Annotated in this window: 3 protein-coding genes and 1 pseudogene; all 4 read right to left on the reverse strand. The window is 65.9% G+C overall.

Going from position 1 to position 3,600, the window contains the following annotated elements; translation table 11 throughout:
- Positions 1-20 precede the first annotated feature (20 nt).
- Positions 21-1,286, reverse strand: a complete 1,266-nt coding sequence (locus ELR45_RS05675; RefSeq protein ID WP_129664116.1) for a sialidase family protein — start codon at positions 1,284-1,286, stop codon at positions 21-23.
- A gap of 39 nt (positions 1,287-1,325) precedes the next feature.
- Entirely contained in the window at positions 1,326-2,225 is a 900-nt protein-coding gene (locus ELR45_RS05680) for a carbohydrate ABC transporter permease (protein ID WP_129664118.1), read from the reverse strand.
- On the reverse strand, positions 2,225-3,070 hold the full coding sequence (locus tag ELR45_RS05685) for a carbohydrate ABC transporter permease (RefSeq protein ID WP_205856083.1): 846 nt from the start codon (positions 3,068-3,070) through the stop codon (positions 2,225-2,227). The genes ELR45_RS05680 and ELR45_RS05685 overlap by 1 nt, the downstream gene beginning before the upstream one ends.
- A 149-nt stretch (positions 3,071-3,219) precedes the next feature.
- A pseudogene (locus ELR45_RS34645) lies at positions 3,220-3,600 on the reverse strand (hypothetical protein); the annotation flags it as partial.

The raw sequence follows: 3,600 nt of genomic DNA on the forward strand, positions 1-3,600 counted from the left end.
GGCCGAGGGTTCAGCCTTTGTCAGGGGCGGATGCTTCCGCGCGCGAACCAGGTCCGGCAGACCCCGTCGTCGCCGAGGTCCGACGCCAGCTCGACGAAGTCACGCCCGTTGGCCAGGGGTATCAACGACGAGCTGTAGTTGGGGCACCAGTGGTTGTAGGCGTCGGGTATCTCGATGGGAGCCGCGATCTCCAGCCAGCCGGAGCTACCGTTGCGTTGGACGAAGATCGTCGAGCCGTTGCCGTCGGCGATAGATCCGTCGGCCTCCTGCAGCAGCTGCCCGATGACCAGCAAGGTGCCCTGCGGAGTCCCATCCTCCACCCAGGTCACGGTCGGAGCGTGCGAGAAGTACCGGCCCTGGACGCTGGTGATGACGTCGCCGTGCTCGTCCGGATCGCCCCAGTCCCAGCCGTCGTCGGAGTGCCTGGAGTAGACGGCGCAGTCATACTGCCCTGGCGTGCCGCACACTTCGAAGACCATCACGTAGCTGCCGTCCGGCAGCGTCCGGACGATGGGCATCCCCGGCCGTGTGGCGCCGGATTTCGACTGCACCGTGTAGCTACGCTCTCCCCACTGCACGCCGTCGTCCGACACCACGCGCACCAGGCGCTGCGTGCCGTCCAGGGCATCGGTCTCGTCGGCATAGTGGCAGACCAGCCTGCCCTGCGCGTCTATGGAGAACTCCGGCTCCCACAGCCCGCCGCTGTTCGGGGCGCTCGCGCACGCCGAGAGGTAGCTCCAGGTGTGGCCGGCGTCCTGGCTCTGCCAGATGTCCAGATCCATCCGCCGCTCGGAGCCGGCGTTCTGGCCGACGCTAGCCGAGTACAGCAGCGTCCCCTCCGGGAGCTCACCGACCTGCTGAGGCAGCTCGTACAGCGTCCCGCAGCACAGGCCTTCCTGACCGTTGCGCTCAGACACCGGCACCGACGCGATCGGCTCGAAGCTTCGGCCGTCGTCGTCGCTGGAGAAGATCGCGGCTTCCCCGCCACGGTCGGTGAATGTCGTGACGCTGGCGACGATCGTGTCGTTCACGGCGTCGTCATCCTGGTGCTGCAGACGCACGCCTCGCGGGTACATGGATACCTGATCGGTCAGCAGATCCGGCTCGGCCTCCCGCCGCGCGCCCGACAGCGCAGAGTCCGCCGGACTCCCTGCTACCGAGTCCGCCGGGCTCCCCGCTACAGAGTCCGCCGGGACCTGGGCCGCGGATGACGGTACGGCCCAGGCGGTCCCGGCCACCAGTGCGGTCCCTACCAGGACGGCTAGCCGGCTGCGTGTGACGAACATACTCCTACCTCCGGTGAGTCGAATGAACACGAGGACAACTCAGTTGCCGCCGAGGCCGGCGGTCGCCACACCTCGGACGATCTGCCGCTGGAAGAACAGGAAGATGAGCACCAGTGGCAACGCCGCCAGCACAGCGGCCGCCATCATCTGCGCGTACTGGACTCCGAACGCGTTCTGCACGTTGGCCAAGCCGACGGGCAAGGTCATCAGGCTCGGGTCCGAGGTGATGATGAACGGCCAGAAGAAGTTGTTCCACGCACCGATGAAGACGAAGATCGACACGGCGGCCAGGATCGGCCGGCACAGCGGCATGACGATCGTCCAGAAGATCCGGGACCGGCCGGCGCCGTCCACCTCCGCGGCGTCCTCGAGTTCACGCGGGACGGCCTCGAAGAACTTCTTCAGAATGAACACCATCGCCGGGGCGACCACCTGCGGAAGGATGATGCCCCAGTACGTGTCGACCATGCCCATGATCCGCATCTGCTGGAAAAGCGGCACCACCAGGACGTTGGCGGGGACGATGATCCCGGCGATGGTGATCGCGTAGAGGACGTTGCGCCCACGGAACGGCAGCCGCGCGAACGCATATGCAGCCCAGGCCGACGTGATCACGGTGATGACCGTCACCGCTACCGCCACGAGCGTCGAGTTGAGGAACCATACGACGAGATCGCCCTGCGACAGCACCTCGGTGTACGCCTCGCCGGTGACCCGGCTAGCCGTCCATTCCGGCGGATAGGCGGTCGTCTCGGCTTCGGGTTTCAGCGACGTGGCCAGCGCCCACAGCATCGGCAGCAGCCACACGAACGCGATCAGCGCGGCGGCGACCCACATGCACACGCGCCCCAGCCGCGGCGTGAACAGGCGAACCGGGCCCGGCCGGCGATCATCACGAGACGACGTGGTGGAGTCGAGCGGCAACGTTGGGGCGCTCATCATGCGCTCCCTTCTCTGCGGGAGAACAGTTTCAGCTGGACGAGGGCGATGACGAGGATCACGAAGAAGAACGCGTACGAGATCGCCGAGGAGTAGCCGATCCGCAGCCCGGTGAACCCGACGTCGTAGATGTACTCCAGGATCGGACGAGTGGCGAAGTTCGGGCCGCCTTGGGTGAGCAGGTATATCTGGTCGAAGACCTTGAGGCTGGCGATGAGCTGGAGCACCAGGATCAAGCCGGTGGTGCGCTTGAGCAGCGGAAGGGTGATCCTGAACAGTTGCTGCCGCGCGCTCGCGCCGTCGATCGCCGACGCCTCGTACACCTCCTCCGGGATGCCCTGCAGTGCGGCCAGGTAGAGCAGGTAGTTGAAGCCGACGGTCCACCAGACGGTGACCATGATCACCGACACCATGGCGGCGGTGGGCTCGCCGAGCCAGTTGATCGGGCCTATCCCCACTCGGTCGAGGATTCCGTTGAAGAAGCCGAAGTCAGTGCCGAGCATCCAGGTCCAGACCATCGTCACGACCGTGACCGGGACGAGGAAAGGCATGAAGTAGGCGAGCCGGAAGAGCCAGCGGGCGGGCATGTTCCGGTGCGTCAGCAGCGCCATCACCAACGCGACGACGATGAGGAACGGCGTGCTGAACAGGGTGAACGTCAGCGTGTTCCCCGCGCTGCTGCTCACGGCGTCGTCGGACAGCAGTTCCCGGTAGTTGTCCAGGCCGACGAATTCGCCGGTGCCGCCGGCCAGGCTGGTGTTGAACAGGCTGGTGACGACTCCCAGAATGATCGGGGTCAACAGGAAGACCACGTACAGCGCGAAGAACGGGACGATGAACCACACCCCTGGAGGGATCCGGTGTCCTGGTCGCGAAGGTTCACGGGTCGTGATGGCCCGGGTACGGGTATGAGTATGGGTTGCGACGTCGGTGCGCCGCGTCGGGTTGTCCGCAGATGGGGTCGACATTGACGTCCTCTCGAATCGGTGACCGATCAGACCGGGCTCGGCGTACTCAGCAGGTTGTTCATCGCTCGCTCCCACTGGTCGATCCCCGCGTCGGGGGTCATCGAGCGGGTGAACACCGCGTTGAGTACCTGCCCCATCTGGTTGTGAAAGTCCGATCCGGCGCCGGCGAACCACGCCTGTGGATCCAGCTCTCCAACATCCGCAGCGCTCCGATAGTTGGACTGCGGCTCGAGCACGCGGTACTCCTCACTCTCGGAGACCGGGTTATAGGCGGGGATGTGTCCGCCGGACGCCCAGACCAGGGCGTCGGCGAGCAGAGACGCGATGAACTCGTAAGCCAGGCGGTCGTTGTGGACGTCCCGGGACCCCTGATGCGGTAGGACCAGCGCATGTGAGTCGACCCAGAC

This window comes from Phytoactinopolyspora endophytica (assembly GCF_004138495.1).
In the GTDB taxonomy this organism is placed as follows: domain Bacteria; phylum Actinomycetota; class Actinomycetes; order Jiangellales; family Jiangellaceae; genus Phytoactinopolyspora; species Phytoactinopolyspora endophytica.